The organism is Sphingobacterium sp. (assembly GCF_039596235.1).
Classification (GTDB): domain Bacteria; phylum Bacteroidota; class Bacteroidia; order Sphingobacteriales; family Sphingobacteriaceae; genus Sphingobacterium.
Genome location: NZ_JBCNKE010000013.1, coordinates 26,023 through 45,646 on the forward strand (window position 1 = coordinate 26,023; position 19,624 = coordinate 45,646).

Consider the following 19,624-nt stretch of genomic DNA (forward strand, 5'->3'; position numbering starts at 1 on the left):
TAATTTTATGCCTTTGACCTAAATGGCATAAATAAAGCTTTTCATTCTACAAAAATTTTATACCTTTGCCATTCTTGGTAAAGTGTGATTAAAGAAGAACTAATTATCAATTACATAAACAGTATTTAACATTAAAATTAATACAATTAATAACAGACGATGCAAGGTAAAGGGCTGATTAAACTTTTAGTGATAGTGGTGTCATTAGCGTGTCTATACTCCCTATCATTTACTTGGGTGACCCGCAAGGTGGAGCGAGATGCTGAGAATTTTGCCAAGGGAGATTTGGCAAAAGAGAAACGCTATCTAGATTCAATGGCAGGTGAAGTAGTGTACAATTTAGGTTTTGCGAAATACACCTATCGGGAAGCAAAAGCAAATGAACTGGCTTTAGGACTGGATTTGAAAGGTGGTATGAACGTAACCATGGAGATCTCATTGGATGAGCTGATCCGTAATCTGGCCAACAATCCAAAAGATGAGAAATTCAACAAAGCGTTGGAACAGGCGGTAGCAAAAAGCAAAACCAGTCAAAAAACGGTAGTCGCTTTGTTTATGGAAGAATACAAATCCATTGGCGCATCTACTCCGCTTTCGACGTTCTTTTCGACAAAAGACAATGCTTCTTTGATTAAACCGGGTGATTCTGATTCAAAAGTTGAATCATTCCTTCAAAAAGAAGCCGACAATGCCATTCAAAATTCGTACAAAGTACTTCGTACACGTATTGACAAATTTGGTGTTGCTTCGCCAAACATCCAGATTCAGCAAGGTACAAACCGTATCTTAATTGAGTTACCTGGTGTAAAAGACGAAAGCCGTGTCCGTAACCTCCTTCAAGGTTCAGCTAAATTGGAGTTCTATGAAACGTACACTAATCAGGAAGTTTACCCCCTATTAGAAAATATCGACAGAACATTAGCAACTACGTTGAAAGCTACTCCGGCTGCGAACAACAGTGCTACTACTGACACAACGAAAAAATCAGACGATTTACTTTCTAACCTAACCGGTGGTCAAAAAGACAATAAAGCTAAAAAAGACAGTGCGGCACTTAATCTAGGACAGAAAAATCCATTGTTTGAAGTATTACGTCCAGCAGTTTATATGGGCGAAAACCAACAAATGGCGCTTATGCCAGGCGCTATGGTTGGTATTGCTGCATTAAAAGATACGTCCAAAGTAAACGCTTACTTGCAACGTCCAGAAGTAAAATCAATTCTTCCGGGCAACTTGAAGCTTTTATGGGCTGTAAAACCTGAGCAAAAAACCCCAGAACAACTTTCCCTATATGCCATCAAAGCAGTAGGTCCGGATAATGGCGCCGTATTGACCGGTGATGTCATTACAGATGCTAACTCCAACTTTGATGAAAAAAACCAGCCTGTTGTTGGTATGCAAATGAACAGTGAAGGTGCACGTGAGTGGAAAAAAATCACAGCAAAAGCTGCTCAAAATAGAGATGCAATTGCCATCGTATTGGATAATGTGGTTTATTCTGCTCCTTCTGTTAACGGTGAAATTCCAAACGGTAGTTCATCTATCTCCGGTTCATTTACGGTAGAGGATACAAAAGATTTAGCAAACGTTTTAAAAGCTGGTCGTCTTCCAACTACAGCTAAAATCGTTGAAGAAGCGATTGTAGGCCCTACTTTGGGACAAGCAGCAATTGATGCAGGTATCAACTCAGCGGTAATCGGTATTATCGTGGTCATGATCTTTATGATTGCATACTACAATACTGCAGGTATTGTGGCTAACATTGCTGTATTGTTGAACGTATTTATTATCATGGGGGTATTAGCCTCGCTCAATGCCGTACTGACCTTACCTGGTATTGCCGGTATCGTATTGACAATGGGTACAGCCGTCGACGCCAACGTACTGATATACGAACGTATCCGTGAGGAACTTGGCCTAGGAAAATCAATTCGCCAGGCAGTTGCAGATGGTTATAAACATGCTTTACCATCGATCTTAGATTCTCAGATTACAACCTTCCTAATTGGTATTATCTTATTCTTCTTTGGTAGCGGTCCGATCTTAGGTTTCGCAACTACATTGATGGTAGGTATCATTACCTCATTATTTACAGCTATACTTGTAACACGCGTTATTATCGAATGGATGCTGGAAAAAGATATTAAAATCAAAGTATCTTTCCCTTGGTCTGCAAATACCTTGCATAATGCAAACTTCAAATTCGTTCAAAAACGTAAAGTATTCTATGCAATCTCTGTTGTTGCGGTCTTAATTTCCGCAGCCTCAATTTTCACAAAAGGCTTCAGTTTAGGTGTGGATTTCCAAGGTGGACGTACCTATACTGTTCGTTTCGATAAAACGGTTGATCCGGAAGCTGTTCGTACCAGTCTGGATGATATTTTCCAAAAAACAACGGAAGTAAAAGTATTTGGAGCATCAAACCAACTTCGTGTTACCACAACCTATCATATTGAAGAAACTTCCGATGCGGCCGATAAAGAAGTATTGGATAAATTAAACCAGGGACTAGCGAAGGTAGATGCCTCCAACAAACATGAGATCCTATCCTCACAGAAAGTAGGACCTAGTATCGCATCAGACATCAAGTCAAGAGCGACTAGTTCAGCAATCTTCTCCATTATCATTGTAGCGGCTTATATCTTAATCCGTTTCCGCAAATGGGAATACTCTGTGGGTGCAGCTATTGCAACCATCCACGATGCGATTATTCTATTGGGTTTATTCTCTATACTAGACGGTATTGTACCATTCTCCTTGGATATTGACCAACACTTTGTAGCGGCAATCCTAACGGTAATTGCATACTCAGTAAATGATACGGTGGTTGTATTTGACCGCTTGAGAGAGTTCGTATCAAAACCGAATGCACATAATGAAAATCTTGGCGAAGTTGTCAATCACGCAATCAACTCGACATTGAGTAGAACGATCATTACTTCATTGACGATTATTTTCGTTCTTGCGGTCTTGTTTATCTTTGGTGGTGAGGTGATCCGCGGATTCTCTTTCGCAATCTTAATCGGTGTGATTGTAGGTACCTATTCTTCCATTATCTTAGCAGCGCCTTCCGTATACGACTTACGTAAGGGTAAACACTTAGCTGAAGGTAATACAGCAAAAAAAGCTGAAGTAGTAAGACCTTAATCGATCTTAACATATTGTAAAAAGGCGTTCAAAAATTTGAACGCCTTTTTTTATTGCTTTCAAATTACTTGTCATACTAAATATTTCTATATATTTGTCATACTAAATATTTGTATGCTAAACGAAAAATTTGACCGTTATTCTTTCATCCTGGATCAAACAGCCAGGAAGGTAAAACAATTTGCTCAATCATCTTTTTCTGAAAAGGGATTTGACATTACAGTGGATCAATGGGCTGTCTTAAAGGCGCTGTATGAGACCGAACAACTGTCTCAGAAAGAATTAGCCAAGCGCTGTGGCAAAGACCAACCCACCCTAACCCGTATTGTGGATATCTTATTGAAGAAAGGTTTGGCTGAACGTGTTATTGATGAGACAGATAGACGAAGCCTTTACCTCCATTTGACGGAAGAAGGTAAGCTTAAGGTCGCTTCCCTATCCCCCCTCGTCGCGGAGATCCGCATGAAAGCCTGGGAGAAATTAACGGAAAAAGATTTTGAGGATTTTACAAGAATATTAAATACGATTTACAACAATTTAAATGTATAATCACTATGATAAATACAGACATTTGTATCATCGGTGCTGGACCAGTAGGATTGTTTGCTGTTTTCGAGGCAGGCCTCCTAAAAATGAGATGCCATCTGATCGATGTGTTACCTCAGGTGGGCGGACAGTTATCTGAAATATATCCACACAAACCGATTTATGATATACCCGGCTATCCGAGCATTACAGCGCAGGAGCTTATCGATAATCAACTCGAGCAAATAAAACCTTTTGCACCCACATTTACACTGGGTGAACGTGTAGAACAGATCGAAAAACAGGATGATGGTTCCTTTATTATCGCCACAAGTGATGATACCAAAGTGCATGCGCAGGTTATTGTGATCGCCGGTGGGCTCGGTTGTTTTGAACCGCGTAAGCCAGAGATCCAAAATCTGCATCTCTATGAGGGGAAGGGCGTGGATTATATGGTAAAAGATCCGGCTAAATATGCGGACAAGCGAGTTGTTATTGCCGGAGGTGGTGACTCAGCTCTGGATTGGACATTCCATCTGGCTGATATAGCGCAACAGGTTACACTTATTCATCGCAGTGATTCTTTTCGCGGAGCTCCCGATTCAGCGGAAAAAGTCTTCAAACTGGCTCAACAAGGCAAAATCAATTTACTGTTATCCCATAACCTAAGCAATATACACGGAAATGGTCTCCTTACAGCCGTCGAGACGGTAAATAAAGAAAAGGAAACAATTACGATTGATGCGGACTATTTCATTCCGCTATATGGTCTGACACCAAAACTGGGTCCTATCGCGGACTGGGGATTAAATATTGATAAAAATGCAATTGAAGTCAATACTTTTGATTATTCGACCAATGTCGAACGTGTCTATGCCATTGGCGATATTAATACCTATCCTGGCAAACTAAAGCTGATTCTCTGCGGCTACCATGAAGCCGCACTGATGTGCCAAAGTGCTTTCAAATTTGTTTACCCGGATCAAAAGCTAACATTTAAATATACAACCGTCAACGGTGTAAATACCTTTTAGCCATGGAAGACAATCTGATACAATTAACTGTCGTCGATCGCGACGGCTCGGAAAACACAATCGAGATTCCGACGGATATCAATCTATCGTTAATGGAAATTCTGAAGGCATCGGAATACGATATACTGGCGACCTGCGGCGGCATGGCGTTATGTGCTACTTGCCATATTGAAGTTCTTGAAGGCCTGGAAAACCTTTCCGAAGCCAGTGATCAGGAGTTGGATATGCTGGATACATTACCAGATGCCGATGGACAAAGCCGGCTCGCTTGTCAACTCCGCCTCCACTCGAATAACAATGGCATGAAAATCAAGCTCAAAGGTTCGTTGCAATAGCAGAGTCATTGTGTATAATATACACAATGACTCTGCTATTCATACAAGTTTTTTTTAAAAGCCTTTTTACGACATAAAAGACTTAAAACCAAAACACTACAAAATATTTTATCAAAAGAATTGGCCTTATAACGATAAATTTCACAATGTATTGCCATAATAAATAAATATTTTTTAGCTTTTTGGTTCAAAATTTAAGATATTTGCAGCTTAATTCGATTGTACGAATTTTTACAACAAACTATTAAAAATATGCCAAGCAATAGTTCAAATAGAAAATTCCCAAGAGTAATCATTATTGGTGCTGGATTTGGAGGAATTGAAGTTGCTAAAAAGCTTAAAAATAAGGAAGTTGAAGTTCTATTATTAGATAGAAACAACTTTCACACCTTTCAACCACTCATGTACCAAGTTGCTACCGGTACGCTTTCGGCGGACTCCATTTCCTTCCCTGTCCGTAAAATGTTCAAAAATCAGGATAACTTCCATTTTCGACTTGCCGATGTAAAAAGCATCGACAATGAGGCTAAAATAGTTAAAACTGATATTGGAGATTTTGACTACGATTATTTGGTTGTTGCCACCGGTGCCACGACAAACTTCTTCGGCAATCAGCAGATCACAAAATATGCCTTGCCAATGAAAAACATCCAGGAGGCACTCAATATACGAAGTTATGTTCTTCAAAACCTCGAAGAAGCGGTAATGATACCAAATCCTGAAGATCGTAAGCCAAACCTGAACTTTGTGATCGTTGGTGGTGGTCCTACGGGAGTAGAGCTTTCTGGTGCTATTGCAGAAATTAAGAATAACGTGCTGGAAAAAGACTATCCTGAATTAAAGAAATCAGAAATGTCTGTTTACCTGGTAGAAGGTCTACCAAAGGTTCTGGCCAATCTATCGGAGAAAGCATCCAAAAATTCCGAGAAGTATTTAAAAGATTTGGGTGTTGAAGTACTATTGAATGTACAGGTAACCGGATACGATGGTAAATCGATCACCTTCGCTGACGGCAGAAGCATAGAAACCAAAACGGTGATCTGGGGCGCAGGTGTTGCAGGTCAATATCCGGACGGGTTCAAAAAAGAAGTTATCCAGCGCGGTAACCGCATACAAACGGATGATCAGTGTCGTGTCATTGACATGCCGGGTGTGTACGCGATTGGCGACGTATCCGCATTTATTACAGATGACTTACCTCGTGGTTTACCCGGAGTTGCTCCGGTAGCACAACAACAGGGAGCTTATGTCGCAAAACACATCCTTAAAACGATGTCTAACCAGCCTACGGAAAAATTCAGCTATTTTGACAAGGGCTCAATGGCTACGGTAGGGCGCAATAAAGCCGTCGTTGACATGGGCAAAATTCACTTTAGTGGTTTCTTCGGATGGATGACCTGGATGTTTGTTCACCTGATGTCTATTTATGGGTTTAGAAATAAGTTGATCACATTTGTGAACTGGTCGCTGAAGTTTTTCACCAAAAACAGCGGTGTCCGCTTAATTTTCCATAAATATGATGAGCCTAAGCCCGAAGAACAAACAACAACTGCTCAATAGCATTGATAACAAATAATTGGAGCGAAACAAGGAAGCCTGTTTCCTCAATCTAGAAAAGAATGCCGTTATTTTAGTCTATAACGGCATTCTTTTTTTGCTAGCAAAAAACTACTATCTCGCTCCTTTCAGCCCATATGGATAGCAAAGATCCCAAAAGCATTTTTTTAATTCTACTTTGCTGTTGTATCCAATAAAAAAAATAAGTTGCTGCTGAACGTAACAATTGCAGATTATATTCGTTAAATTTAAAGACAGTTTTTTCCAGACAGAATTTACTTGCAGAATATAGTTTTTTTTGATGTACAACCTCAAAAAGATTAATTTTTTTTGTGTAGGTTTGCATATTATTTTAAAATAGCTTAAGGATTAGCAAATGGGCTTATTTAATTGGTTTACGCAAGAAGTTGCGATTGACTTGGGTACTGCGAACACCCTGATAATTCATAATGACAAAGTAGTAGTGGATGAGCCTTCTATTGTTGCATTTGACCGCACCACAAATAAAGTGATTGCCATTGGTCGACAGGCCATGCAAATGGAGGGTAAAACACATGATAATATAAAAACGGTACGACCTTTACGTGATGGAGTAATTGCTGATTTTACAGCCGCTGAACATTTGATCAGAGGGATGGTAAAATTGGTCAACAATGGTAAGAGTTGGTTTTTCCCATCCTTGCGCATGGTTGTGTGTATTCCATCAGGCATCACCGAGGTAGAGAAAAGAGCCGTACGTGATTCGGCTGAAATTGCGGGCGCCAAGGAAGTTTATTTAATACACGAACCCATGGCTGCTGCCGTAGGTATCGGTATTGATGTGGAAGAACCAATGGGTAACATGATTATTGATATTGGCGGTGGTACGACAGAAATTGCCGTTATCGCCTTATCCGGTATCGTATGTGATCAGTCCATCCGTGTAGCGGGTGACAATTTTGACTCTGATATTGTTCAATACATCCGTAGACAACATAATATCATGATCGGTGAACGTACAGCGGAGAAGATCAAGATTGAGGTAGGTGCTGCACTTCCCGAATTACAGGAACCACCGGCAGATTTTGCGGTACAGGGTCGTGACCTGATGACAGGTATTCCTAAACAGATAACCGTTTCTTACACCGAAATTGCCCATTGTCTGGATAAATCTATTTCCAAAATCGAAGAAGCAATCTTAAAAGCGCTTGAAATTACGCCGCCCGAGCTTTCAGCTGATATCTATCAAACCGGTATCTATCTGACTGGTGGTGGCGCTTTGTTGCGTGGTTTGGACCGTCGTATTCAGGCAAAAACAAAACTTCCAGTGCACATTGCCGAAGATCCTCTTCGTGCTGTGGTGCGAGGTACTGGTATTGCGCTTAAAAATATTGGTCGATTCAAATTCTTGATGCAATAATTAGCGTTCGATAATTAACAAGATTTTTTTAAAGAGCGATATAATATGCAAAATTATTATATCGCTTGCTTATTAAATACCCACAATAAAAGATGAGAAACCTTTGGTTATTCCTGAGACGATATAATGCATTCTTTTGGTTTATCCTATTTTTTGGATTCTCGTTATTTTTGATCATTACCAACAACTCATTTCAACGCAACTCGGTCCTAAATTCTTCCAACAGCGTAATCGGAAGTCTCTATGCAAAAGTCAACTCCTGGAAAAGTTATTTACATCTGGGGGAAACAAATGACGCACTTGCTAAAGAAAATGCCCAATTACGGAGGGATCTTCAAGCGTACAAATCAACGGATAGCATCAAAATCGGGCCGGTCCCCGCCATGGATAGTAGCGAGTTTGGGCGTTACCAATTTGTTATCGCAAGTGTAATCAACAACAGCATCCATCAAAAAGCGAATACAATCACATTGGATAAAGGCAGTAAAGACGGCATTGAAAAAGGAATGGGGGTCATCGCCCCAAATGGAGTTGTGGGTATTGTATTAAATGTATCGCCTAATTTTTCCACTGTGCAATCCTTATTACATCCTGACACGCGTATATCGGTAACCTTGGGCCACAGTGAGGTTTTTGGCTCCTTGGTCTGGGGCAATAATATCGATTATCGGGCTGCGACAGTTAAGGAAATTCCGAATCATGTCAAAGTAAACAAAGGCGACAAAGTCTATACCTCAGGATATTCGGGACATTTTCCAAAAGGTATTTTTGTGGGAACGGTGATTCAAACTGGTATCTCTTCGGGTGACGCGTTCCTCGATCTGCGCATTCTTTTAAGTACCAATTTCTCTAATCTACAACATGTATACGTCGTAAAGGATTTGTTAAGTAATGAACTAAAAACATTGGAGGAATCGACAAAGGACAATGGCTAGGATTTTAATATTTAACTTTATTCGATTTATCGTCTTGATTGGAATGCAGGTATTTTTGTTCCAAAATATTGGCTATTACAACCTAGTTGCAGCGTTCCCCTATATTTTATTTATCTTTTTGCTCCCGACCGGAACACCCAATTTTTTGGTTTACCTGATCGCTTTTCTAACAGGACTGACCGTTGACTCCTTCTATGATACACTTGGGGTCAATACCGCTGCATGTGTCGCATTAGCCGCCTTCCGTATTTTCTTTATGAAAATCACTCTCGAGGTTGAGGAACGGGATTCTTTTCTTACACCAATGCTAGGATTGATGAATGTGAGATGGTTTTTTTCCTATATCTTTTTTGGCACATTGATTCATCATACATTCCTATATCTACTGGAATCTTTCTCCTTCCAACATATTCAATACACACTGCTCAGTATTGTTTTAAGTTGTATATTTACGGTAATTATTATGCTGTTGTTTAGCATATTATTCTACAAAAAGAAAGATCGGTTGTAGTAGATCGGTGGATAGAAATTTATTTCTATGAATAGTTTTTTTGCTCGCAAGTACGTCGTTTCCGGAATTTTTGTTGCCATAGTTTTGACTTTGGTCGCTCGCTTATTTTATCTACAGATCATAGACGACTCTTATATACATTCGGCTAACAGTAATGTGATGCGTAAGGTCATCGTTTATCCTGCCAGAGGGGTGATACTGGACCGAAAAGGTAAAGTACTCGTACAAAATGAACCAGTTTATGACCTGATGGTTACACCGCGCGAAGTCAAAGAAATTGACACGGCTCTGTTTTGTAAATTAATTGACATTGACAAAGAGGGTTTTATTAAACGCATGGCCAAAGCCCGGGCTCACTCTCCTTATCGGGCATCGATTTTTGAAAAACAGCTATCCGTGCGGACCTGGGCGCAATATCAGGAATATCAATATCAGTTTCGTGGATTTTATGTACAAAAGCGGACAATCAGGAGCTATCCCGATAGTATCGCTGCTCAATTCTTAGGTTATGTCAGTGAGGTAAACGACAAAGATATCGAACGATCCAATGGCTTTTACCGCAGCGGAGATTATATCGGAAGAAGTGGCGTTGAGCGTTCTTATGAAGATCTCATCCGCGGTAAAAGGGGTGTAAATAATTTAATGGTGGATGCACTAAATCGCCCAAAGGGTATATTTATGGAAGGCAAATATGACACCCTAGCCGTTGCTGGTGAGGGACTGGTCTCCTCCTTAGATAAGGATCTTCAAATTTTAGGGGAAAATCTGATGAAAAATAAGCTTGGCTCTATTGTTGCCATTGAACCGGCAACGGGAGAAATTTTAGCCTATGTAAGCAGCCCAAGCTACAACCCCAATCTTATGGTGGGTCGCCAAGTTGGCAATAATTACATGAAGTTGCTGAACGATGAGACCAAACCTCTTTTCAACCGTCCTATTCAAGCCTCATACCCCCCGGGTTCTGTCTTTAAGGTTGTTTCGGCTCTTACAGCACAACAAGCTGGCGTCATTGACCGAAATACGGTATTTTTCTGTCCACATGGTTATAGTTATGGTGGCGGACGTGGCTGGATGGGATGTACCCACTACCACGGCTCGACCACTTTACAGCGCTCGGTAGCTGTATCCTGTAATACTTATTATGGATTTACCTATGCCAAAATGATTGACGGACGTGGTCTTTCGGGACCAAAAGCCTACGACCTATGGCGTAACGCAATCACACAGTTTGGCATCGGGCACAAATTGGGAATAGACCTGCCTGGGGAAAAACCGGGATTATTGCCTACATCCGAGTTTTATACAAAACGATATGGGAATGATAAATGGCGTTCAAGTTTCAACATCTCCTTATCCATCGGTCAGGGCGAGATGGGGATCACGCCATTGCAAATGGCGAATATCATGGCTATTGTAGCCAATAAAGGTTTTTACTATAGACCACATCTCATTAAGGGTATTGGCGCTCAAAAAATCGCGAAAAAGGAATTTACGGAAAAGATAAGCGCTGGAGTAGATGAAAAATATTACCCTGTAGTCATTCAGGGAATGAGCGATGCCGTGAATACTCCCGAAGGAACTGCTTGGGCAAATCGTATCCCCGGTATTGAAATGTGTGGAAAGACAGGTACAGCGCAAAACCCCCACGGAGAAAATCACGCTGTATTTTTTGCTTTTGCGCCAAGAGAAAATCCAAAAATTGCGATTGCTGTATTTGTGGAGAATGCAGGGTATGGTGGTACATGGGCGGGCCCTATCGCCAGTATGATGGTTGAAAAATACCTTCGGGATACAATTACAACCCCAAAATACATCCAGGATCGCATCTATAAAGCAAACTTTCTGCCGGCACCGAAGAAAGTAATAGATCCCAAAAGTAAAGAGGTAAAGAAAACCGATTCGATCAAGTCAAAAACAGATACTGTTAAATCAAAACGACAATTGACAGCATTGGTCAAACCAAAAGAAACAATTGTTCACCACAGTGAGGTAAAAAGAAGATATGAATAATCAAAAAAATAGTTTCTTTGGAAAGATAGATTGGTTAACAATCGTGCTCTGGCTCTCACTCTGTCTGATCGGTCTATTTAATATCCGTGCGGCTGTTTTCAATCCGGAGATGCCCGGTTTTTTTACCTTAGGCACTAACTACGGGAAACAGTCTCTCTACCTGATCTCAGCAATTATCCTCGGTATATCCATCCTGATTATCGATGCAAAATTTTTCAGTTCGGCCTCACCCATATTTTACGGAATAACGGCCATACTCCTTGTTATTGTATTGGTTGTCGGGCGGAATGTCGGCGGAAATCAGGCCTGGATCGACCTGGGATTTTTTCGATTGCAGCCCTCGGAGTTTGCCAAGCTCTCGACCTGTCTCTTGCTGGCCAATTTTCTAAGTGCCCAGAGTAATAAAGCGCCCACCATGCAAACACTGGCCATGGGGGCCGGAATTGTGCTGTTCCCTGTATTTTTGGTTATGCTGCAGCCTGACACAGGCTCTGCATTGGCTTTCTTTTCGCTAATTTTTGTCTTTTACCGCGAAGGTTATGTAAACAATGAGTTATTGATATTCGGTGGTCTTTGTATCTTACTTTTCGTCTTAGCGCTGTTATTCAATCCATGGATTCTTATTTTAGTTTTAGCGGCTATCATTGGATTTTTTATGTGGAGCTTCCGAAAAAAGAGAAAATATATTATTAATCTGAGTATTTTGTTTGCTGCTTGTAGCGCATTTATATTATGTGTGGATCTGGTTTATGATCACGTGCTACAACCGCATCAACGTGACCGGATTGATATCATTCTGGGCAAGACGGAAGATCTTAAAGATAAGGGATATAATTTAAATCAGTCCAAGATTGCCATCGGGTCGGGACAATTTTGGGGAAAAGGTTATCTGCAGGGAACCCAGACGAAATATAACTTTGTTCCTGAACAAAGTACCGACTTTATCTTCTGTACGGTGGGAGAAGAATGGGGCTTTGTAGGTTCCGTAATTTTGCTCACCATTTATCTCACACTACTCCTGCGCATCATTCATATCGCAGAGCGACAGCGTTCGGCTTTTGCCAGAATCTATGCTTACGGGGTAGCCTCCATTTTATTTTTTCACTTGTTTATCAATATCGGGATGACTATAGGCATTGTTCCCGTAATCGGGATTCCATTACCTTTTGTCAGCTATGGCGGGTCTTCACTCTGGAGTTTCACGATACTACTCTTTATCATGCTCAAATTTGACTCCAATCGAAAAGGAGTTGTTTAATGCAGATTTGGTACCGGGGAGATTTTCTAAATTCTTTCCAGTACCAGTTGAATAGCTTTTTCCACGACTGCTTCAGGATTCGGTGAAAATTCTCCGGCTATCCTACTCGCTAAAATGGCATTGATGGATAAGGCCTGATGACCAAACATGCTGGCCAAGGCATATATACCCGCAGTTTCCATTTCCAGATTGGTCAAACGGAAACCATTATGCTGAAATGCATTTGCCAAAGGAATTAAATCGCAAATTGTATTGGATGATCGCAAGCAACGTCCCTGTGGCGCGTAGAACCCTGGTGCTGTCAAGGTAATTCCTTTAGGCAGATCAAATGCAATACGGTCTAGTAAGCGCTTGCCCGCTTGTGCTACATAAGGTTTCAAATTCAATTGTGGAAAATACTGAATTAGCGCCTGCTGGATATCCTGTTCAATTTCATCATAAGGTTTTTGGTAGAATTGCATCAATGCATCAAACCCGACCCCATATTCCGAAGCCAGTATACTTCCCATTTCAACATCTGTCTGTATTGCACCAGAAGTTCCGATACGCACAATATCCAAAGATGTAAGTTCGCTTTTCACTGTTTTATGCTGAAAATCGATATTCACCAATGCATCCAACTCATTCAATACGATATCGATATTATCCGTGCCTATACCTGTAGAAATCACGCTCAGCCGTTTGGAGCCAACATATCCTGTATGCGTAAGAAACTCACGTTTTCCTTTTTTTAGTTCGATACGGTCAAAATATTTTGACACCTTGGCAACACGATCCGGATCTCCCACCGTAATGATCGTATGCGCTATATCTTCTGGCAATAAATTCAAATGATAAATACTTCCATCTGAATTTAGGATGAGTTCTGAATTGTTTATCATATCGTTCTTAAATAATTCAACTGGCAACCTTCAATTTTTGAAAAGCGTTCTACGACACGGTTCACCTGCATTTTGCGCACTTCAAATTCCAGATAGCATCTGTTGTCAAATTCCTGCTTTTCGATTTCCAATCCTTCTTCTTTAATGACACGCATAACATCATTCATATGCAGATAATCGAAGGTCAAGCCATAGCTGTCATTCACCGTACGTTGGATGATCTGAGCCTGATCCAATGCCTCCTGTGTGGCAGATTTATAGGCATTGATCAATCCTGGCACTCCCAATAAAGTACCGCCGAAATAACGGACGACAATGACAATTAAATTTGTAATATCTGCCGAGAGCATGGCATTCAAGATCGGACGGCCTGCGGTGCCTGACGGCTCACCATCATCATTTATACGAAATACATTACGATCCGGAGTCAACCGATAAGCCCAGCAATGGTGCCGCGCTTTTGGATGTAGGGATTTCACCTCCTGTAGAATATCTTTTAATTTATCCTCAGATTTAAAAGGAAATGCATAGGCAATAAATTTACTTCCCTTATCTCTAAAAATTCCCTCATAGTTAGCATCGATCGTTCGATATGTATCTTCAAATAAGCTCACAGATATGCGATAATTAAAACTGAAACAATAGAAAGAACTATCCCCAGGTAATTCAACCACGACAGCTTTTCTTTAAAAAATAATACTCCAACCAAAGCCCCCAGTGAGATCACGCCAATATTCATTCCGGTAAATACGATGGAAGGGTTCTCCGGCAAGGCCCGATGAGCTTTCATATAAAATAGTATATTGGAAAAATTGAAAGCACCTAAAATCAGACCATAAAAAACCGCTTTAAGTGAAAAGCTCTGCTTTTCAATAAAGAGCATGTAGCTAAGCAATCCAAATGCGATCAGCATAGCCATGACAAATATAATAAATATCGAACTGACATAAGGTATGACCACATGCAACGCCACCTGCTTAAAAAGGATATCTATAATCCCCATACCAAAAAATACAAGCAAGGGGTAGAGGCTATTTTTATATCCTGTATCAGTCATATTTGCTACGGGAAGCGATTTTCGCCAACCAATGGAACATATAATAGCTAATATACCTACTCCTATCCCCCATATTTTGTTGCCCTGCACCTTCTCGTTGAACAAAAAAAACGATGCCATCAAGGGAATAAATAAAGACAGTCGTTGAGCCACTTCAGTTTTTACCAGACCGCTGTAACGTATAGATAGTGCAATAAATATAAACATCCCCGGTAACAGTATAGCCAATGCGATATACAGCGGAAACGGCAACGTCGTCCAGCTAACATCCGCTATTTCCGGCTTTAATATAAAGTAGGTCAGCGCAACTGCCATTGGATAGTTCCAGACAATCATCTGTTTTGTTTCAACGCCACGCTGTTTGGCCAATTTTAATAATACTGCTACAGTGACACTGCAGATAACACTTATAAGGACAAAAATCATTGTTCTGTTACTAAATTTTCCAAAGCCCCATGCTTAATTATTTCCAAAGTCCGCGCTTAGCCTGACGAGCCCGTTGTTCCAATTTCACAAAAAAATCAGCATACTGAACATTCGGTGCTAAGGTGTAGGTCACAGCGTACCCCTGCTCGATCAGCTCTGCGTTAACAAATTTCTCCCTAAGATACACATAAGCGAGAAGTCTTCCATAACGATCCTTTTTACCGACATCAAAGACCAGCTTTACATTTTTTCCGGTCAACATAGTTTGTAGATATGCCTTAGCTTCCGTTCCATAGTAACCTATCTCCTTCCGTGCTGTTCTCCTTGTTTCGGGAGCATCAATCCCAATCATACGTACCCGTTCACCCTTTTTATGACCATTTTCAATCACAAAGGTATCCCCATCGATTACACGTCGTACTTTCACATACCGCTCCTCACCTTTATAAGAAAACCCTAAAAATAAGAAACAGACGATAGCGGTGCTCACTAAAAAATTAAATCGCTTTAGCATAAAATTCATATTTGGGCAAAGGTAATAAAATACTTTTTCAGCAAACAACTGATAAAACCAGTGATATTTCAATAAAAAAACACATTATTTTTAAGAAAAAAAATCATTAAAAAATCATGTTTTTTTTAATGATTTTTACACTAAAAAACACCGAAATAAAATAGTTAAAAAACGATAAATAACTTATATATAGTATTTTATAAAAACAAAAGAAAATATAATCCTATCAAAAAATAAAGCTTTTTTTTGATAAAAAAAACAGTAAAAAAAGCAGTAATAAATGAGGCTTTTTTGATAAAAAAAATTATTTTTTCTTTGATATTTCAAAAACATTCGTACATTTGAAATGTCAAACAACATAAGGATGAACAGATCATATACATATTTCTATTTTAACTTCTTTTATTTTAAAAATAAGAGCCGGGATTAGATTGTGTATACATTAGAATATAACAAGAAAGAGTCCCGGTTTAGATGATCGGGACTCTTTCTTGTTTAAGGGCAAAATAGCAACAAGAAAATGAGTTTAAAAATTGCGATACAAGGAGCAAAAGCTTCATTTCACGAGGAAGCAGCATTTAAATATTTTGGGCGTGAGGTCGAAATTGTTGAATGTGATTCATTCAAAAAAACCTGTGAATTGCTAAAACAAAGAAAAGTAGATTACATTGTTATGGCGATCGAAAATTCGATTGCAGGTAGTCTCCTACCAAACTATAATCTGCTTCGGGATTACAAATTCCATATCACAGGTGAAGTCTATCTCAACATTCAACAAAATCTAATGGTATTACCAGGTGTTAAATTGAAAGACATCAAACACATCGAATCGCATCCAATCGCCATCCGCCAATGCGAGGAATTTCTTTCGGAACTGGAAGGTGTACGTATTACCGAAGGGTCAGACACAGCGGCCACAGCAAAGATGATTGCTGAACGGAAATTGACTGACACAGCTGCAATTGCAGGTACTTTGGCTGCAGAGATTTATGGACTTGAGATTTTAGAAAAAAGAATCGAAACCAATAAAAAGAATGCAACACGTTTTTTGGTTCTTTCGAATGAGGTGGTTGAACATAAGAATGCCAATAAAGCATCCTTATCGTTCCAAACGGGAAACACAGTGGGGTCCTTAGCGACAATTTTACAGTGTTTTGCTGAGCAAAATATCAACTTGAGCAAGATTCAGTCTATGCCTGTTATCGGAAAACGCAACGAATATGACTTTTTCGTTGATGTTGAATGGAAAAAACAATCAGACTATGAAGCTGCGATCCGAAAAGTACTCAAACATAGTATCAATTTCAATATTATGGGCGAATACATCAAAAACGAAAAATTATAATCAACAATTTAATAATTATAAAACAATCAACTTACCCTGAATCTGTTGGAGCTATAATAACTTACAGAACAAGCATAGCAGCTTAACAGACTCAAATACCTTTTAAAAATTTATTCCGATGAAAAATACATTAGAAATCACTCCTTTGAAATCATGGTTGGATACTGGAGACAAACCTTTAATTATCGCAGGCCCTTGTAGTGCGGAGACAGAAGAACAGTTGGTATCTACAGCACATCTATTGGCGAATACTGGAAAAGTAAATATCTTACGTGCAGGAATCTGGAAACCACGTACTCGCCCAGGTGAATTTGAAGGTATCGGTTCCATTGGTTTGGAGTGGTTGAAGAGAGCGAAAGAAGAGACAGGTTTATTAACAGCGACGGAGGTTGCAACAGCAAAACACGTTGAAGAAGCTTTGGCAGCTGGTGTTGATGTACTTTGGGTAGGTGCACGTTCCACTGCAAATCCATTCACCGTACAAGAAATTGCGGATGCGCTACAAGGCGTAGATGTACCAGTTTTCGTAAAAAACCCTGTTAACCCTGATTTATCGTTATGGATCGGTGCTTTGGAGCGTATTAACCGCGCTGGCATCAAAAAATTAGGTGCTATCCACCGCGGATTCTCTTCCTACGAGAAAACAGCATTCCGCAATGAGCCGATGTGGGATTTAGCTATCCAGTTAAAAACAGCTTGCCCTAATTTGCCGATCATTAACGATCCTAGTCACATCTGTGGTAACCGCGAGTTGTTACCTTACATCGCACAAAAAGCTATGGATATGGATATGCAAGGTCTGATCATTGAATCACATATTGATCCTTCTGTTGCATGGACAGATGCCAAACAGCAGGTTACACCAGCAGCCCTAGCAGAGTTGATCAATCATTTGACATTACGTAAAGCTGATTCTAACAATCCTTCATTTGAGGACAAATTAGCCGAATTGCGTAGCAATATTGATAAATTGGACGATTTAATTATCCAAAAAATCGGCGAGCGTATGAAAATTGCTGAGAAAATCGGCGAATACAAACGCGACAACAATGTAACCATCTTACAGGTAAACCGTTGGGATGAGATTGTTCAAAAACGTACTAAACTTGCTGAAGCACTTTCTTTGGGCAGTGAATTTGCAACAAAATTCCTAGAATTAATTCATAATGAATCTATCCGTAAACAAAATGCGGTTATGAATTCACAGGAACAACCAACAGCAGAAGCATAATGAATCAACAAGTCATCAAGCTGACGCATCCATCGAAAAAAATAAAAGGCACGGTTCAACTGACAGGATCAAAATCCGAGAGCAACCGTGCTCTTATTATCCGCTCGTTGAGTAAGGGGCAGGTTGATATTGCTAATCTTTCTGAAGCCGCTGATACTGTTACACTAAACCGCGTCTTACAGATCGCATCAGATCCACAGCCCGGCTACAACACAATTGATATCGGTCCTGCAGGTACTGCAATGCGTTTTTTAACAGCCTATCTAAACTTGGTTCAAGGAAACTTTATTCTGACAGGGACCGAACGCATGCAACAACGCCCAATTGGCATATTGGTTGATGCCATGAAGGAAATCGGCGCAGACATTCATTACGAGAAGAAAGTCGGCTATCCACCCCTAAAAATAGAAGGCGGATTATTTCAGGGAAAGGACCGTGTCCGCATAAAAGGAAATATCAGTAGCCAATACATCTCTGCCCTACTATTAATTGCTCCCGCATTGAAAAAGGGACTTACATTGGAAATCGAGGGCGAACTGACCTCCAGGCCCTATGTATCCATGACCCTCGATATGCTAAAAAGTGTCGGCATACAGTATGAGTGGACAGCAAATGAAATACATATTGCCCCACAGCCCTTTTCGAAAAGCACGATTTATGTGGAGCCAGATTGGAGTGCAGCTTCTTACTGGTACGCTATTGTAGCGCTGGCAGAAGACGGAGCATCTATCGTCTTGCCTGGGCTTAAAAAAGACAGTCTGCAAGGAGATATTGCAATTGTCGATATCATGACCCATTTTGGCGTGCAATCCAGTTTTGAAGCCGATGGCCTACATCTTCATAAAACAGCAATAGATTCGAAAAAAACGTTATTTGACTTCAAAGAATGCCCCGATCTCGCACAGACTGTCGTCGTTGTCGCTGCAGCTTTAGGTCGTGAGGTTTCCTTTACAGGTCTTGAAACATTAAAGATCAAAGAAACGGATCGAATTGCAGCTCTACAGACTGAAATAGCTAAATTTGGCGCTGAACTGATCGAAGATAACGAAACCTATCATCTTAAAACAGCAGGGGTATTCCGGCCGGAAGACGTGACCTTTAACACCTATGAGGATCACCGTATGGCAATGGCATTTGCACCCCTCGCATTGGTTTTTGACCACATCAAGATTGCGGAACCAATGGTTGTAGAAAAGTCGTATCCGGATTTCTGGAAACATCTGCAGACCCAATCTTTTAGCATTGACTAATATTAAGAGAAACCGGGAGCGTATAATTATAAGTTCCCGGTTTTTATAACCTATATACACGCTTTTAATTGCTTAATAACAACAAAAGGAAGGCTATCCACCGACGGACGTAGAAATGATTTAAAATAATCAAAATTGACAAAGTGAGGTTTTAGGATAGTGTTTTCATTGCATTTAAAGGCAAATTTATCTAAGTTTATTGAAATTTA

General features: G+C 40.2%; 17 protein-coding genes. 13 read left to right on the forward strand and 4 right to left on the reverse strand.

Features of this window, described 5'->3' with window-relative positions:
- The first annotated feature begins 159 nt into the window (after positions 1 to 159).
- The 10 genes from secDF to rodA all read left to right on the forward strand — a co-directional run bounded on the left by secDF (position 160) and on the right by rodA (position 12,711).
- The gene (secDF, locus tag ABDW32_RS22330) at positions 160 to 3,147 is read left to right on the forward strand and encodes a protein translocase subunit SecDF (RefSeq protein WP_343566039.1); all 2,988 of its coding nucleotides are present in this window, start codon (positions 160 to 162) and stop codon (positions 3,145 to 3,147) included.
- Between the two features lie 114 nt (positions 3,148 to 3,261).
- The gene (locus ABDW32_RS22335) at positions 3,262 to 3,696 is read left to right on the forward strand and encodes a MarR family transcriptional regulator (RefSeq protein ID WP_077437413.1); all 435 of its coding nucleotides are present in this window, start codon (positions 3,262 to 3,264) and stop codon (positions 3,694 to 3,696) included.
- A 5-nt stretch (positions 3,697 to 3,701) separates the two neighbouring features.
- Positions 3,702 to 4,706, forward strand: coding sequence for an NAD(P)/FAD-dependent oxidoreductase (locus ABDW32_RS22340; protein ID WP_343566040.1), 1,005 nt, complete (start codon positions 3,702 to 3,704; stop codon positions 4,704 to 4,706).
- A gap of 2 nt (positions 4,707 to 4,708) precedes the next feature.
- On the forward strand, positions 4,709 to 5,041 hold the full coding sequence (locus ABDW32_RS22345) for a 2Fe-2S iron-sulfur cluster-binding protein (protein WP_343566041.1): 333 nt from the start codon (positions 4,709 to 4,711) through the stop codon (positions 5,039 to 5,041).
- Positions 5,042 to 5,293: 252 nt separating this feature from the next.
- Entirely contained in the window at positions 5,294 to 6,601 is a 1,308-nt protein-coding gene (locus ABDW32_RS22350; protein ID WP_343566042.1) for an NAD(P)/FAD-dependent oxidoreductase, read from the forward strand.
- Between the two features lie 373 nt (positions 6,602 to 6,974).
- Positions 6,975 to 7,997, forward strand: coding sequence for a rod shape-determining protein (locus tag ABDW32_RS22355; RefSeq protein ID WP_077437417.1), 1,023 nt, complete (start codon positions 6,975 to 6,977; stop codon positions 7,995 to 7,997).
- 92 nt (positions 7,998 to 8,089) lie between these two features.
- On the forward strand, positions 8,090 to 8,932 hold the full coding sequence (gene mreC / locus ABDW32_RS22360) for a rod shape-determining protein MreC (RefSeq protein WP_343566043.1): 843 nt from the start codon (positions 8,090 to 8,092) through the stop codon (positions 8,930 to 8,932).
- Entirely contained in the window at positions 8,925 to 9,443 is a 519-nt protein-coding gene (locus ABDW32_RS22365) for a rod shape-determining protein MreD (protein ID WP_077437419.1), read from the forward strand. The genes mreC and ABDW32_RS22365 overlap by 8 nt, the downstream gene beginning before the upstream one ends.
- Positions 9,444 to 9,470: 27 nt before the next feature.
- Positions 9,471 to 11,453: a penicillin-binding protein 2 gene (gene mrdA / locus ABDW32_RS22370; RefSeq protein ID WP_343566044.1), complete on the forward strand. Its 1,983-nt coding sequence runs from the start codon at positions 9,471 to 9,473 to the stop codon at positions 11,451 to 11,453.
- Entirely contained in the window at positions 11,446 to 12,711 is a 1,266-nt protein-coding gene (gene rodA, locus ABDW32_RS22375; protein WP_343566045.1) for a rod shape-determining protein RodA, read from the forward strand. Before mrdA ends, rodA begins: the two co-directional genes overlap by 8 nt.
- 26 nt (positions 12,712 to 12,737) lie before the next feature.
- On the opposite strand, the gene ABDW32_RS22380 is transcribed toward rodA, so the two are convergent.
- From ABDW32_RS22380 to ABDW32_RS22395, 4 genes are read right to left on the reverse strand one after another with little or no spacing between them, the layout of a single operon-like run.
- Positions 12,738 to 13,592, reverse strand: coding sequence for a nucleoside phosphorylase (locus tag ABDW32_RS22380; RefSeq protein WP_343566046.1), 855 nt, complete (start codon positions 13,590 to 13,592; stop codon positions 12,738 to 12,740).
- The gene (locus ABDW32_RS22385; RefSeq protein ID WP_343566047.1) at positions 13,589 to 14,206 is read right to left on the reverse strand and encodes a YigZ family protein; all 618 of its coding nucleotides are present in this window, start codon (positions 14,204 to 14,206) and stop codon (positions 13,589 to 13,591) included. The genes ABDW32_RS22380 and ABDW32_RS22385 overlap by 4 nt, the downstream gene beginning before the upstream one ends.
- Positions 14,203 to 15,075 (reverse strand): EamA/RhaT family transporter, encoded by an 873-nt coding sequence (locus ABDW32_RS22390; RefSeq protein WP_343566048.1) that lies wholly within the window; start codon positions 15,073 to 15,075, stop codon positions 14,203 to 14,205. The genes ABDW32_RS22385 and ABDW32_RS22390 overlap by 4 nt, the downstream gene beginning before the upstream one ends.
- Before the next feature lie 37 nt (positions 15,076 to 15,112).
- Positions 15,113 to 15,589 carry a thermonuclease family protein gene (locus ABDW32_RS22395; RefSeq protein WP_343566049.1) on the reverse strand — a complete coding sequence of 159 codons (477 nt, stop codon included), beginning with the start codon at positions 15,587 to 15,589 and terminating at the stop codon, positions 15,113 to 15,115.
- A 520-nt stretch (positions 15,590 to 16,109) separates the two neighbouring features.
- On the opposite strand from ABDW32_RS22395, the gene ABDW32_RS22400 reads away from it, so the two are divergent.
- From ABDW32_RS22400 to aroA, 3 genes are all read left to right on the forward strand, one after another.
- A complete protein-coding gene (locus ABDW32_RS22400) occupies positions 16,110 to 16,934 on the forward strand; it encodes a prephenate dehydratase (RefSeq protein ID WP_077437425.1) in 825 nt (274 codons plus the stop codon).
- 118 nt (positions 16,935 to 17,052) lie between these two features.
- Positions 17,053 to 18,165, forward strand: a complete 1,113-nt coding sequence (locus tag ABDW32_RS22405) for a chorismate mutase (RefSeq protein ID WP_121126455.1) — start codon at positions 17,053 to 17,055, stop codon at positions 18,163 to 18,165.
- Complete coding sequence (gene aroA, locus ABDW32_RS22410; protein ID WP_343566050.1) at positions 18,165 to 19,415, forward strand: 3-phosphoshikimate 1-carboxyvinyltransferase; 1,251 nt, start codon at positions 18,165 to 18,167, stop codon at positions 19,413 to 19,415. The genes ABDW32_RS22405 and aroA overlap by 1 nt, the downstream gene beginning before the upstream one ends.
- The last annotated feature ends 209 nt before the right edge of the window (positions 19,416 to 19,624 follow it).